Below are 474 nucleotides of genomic sequence, written 5' to 3' on the forward strand. Positions count from 1 at the left end.
GGCACGAAAACGCATGCGATTGCTCGAAGTGTCTTTATTTTATGAGGGTAATAGCCGAACCGATATTGCAAAACGTCTAAACACTGCAAGAAGTAGTGTGAATAAATGGGTTTCTAGTTACCTAGAGTATGGGCTTGATGGTTTAGACAATAAGCCTATTCAAGGACGTCCATCAAGGCTGCAACAGCGGCAACTTGAACAACTGTCTGAATTTATAAAGCGCACGAACACAGAACTACGTGGTGGCCGCCTTACCGGTGAAGACATTGTGCATTACATTCACACTGAATTTGGTGTTCATTACCACTTAAATCATGTCTATAAAATTCTAAAGCAACTTGGCTTTAGTTGGATCACAAGCCGCTCTAAACACCCAAAACAATCATTACAGAGCCAAGAGGCTTTTAAAAAACTTCCAGCTGGAAACGATCCTTCACACACCAGGCCCCCTTCCTCTTGATCGGATCGCCGTAT

General features: G+C 43.0%; 1 protein-coding gene. It reads left to right on the forward strand.

The window, feature by feature from the left end:
- The coding region (locus tag CWC02_RS19080; RefSeq protein WP_138619806.1) for an IS630 family transposase at positions 1 to 460 on the forward strand (460 nt) is incomplete at its 5' end.
- Positions 461 to 474 lie beyond the last annotated feature (14 nt).

It is taken from the genome of Pseudoalteromonas sp. S2721 (assembly GCF_005887425.1).
GTDB lineage: Bacteria > Pseudomonadota > Gammaproteobacteria > Enterobacterales > Alteromonadaceae > Pseudoalteromonas > Pseudoalteromonas simplex.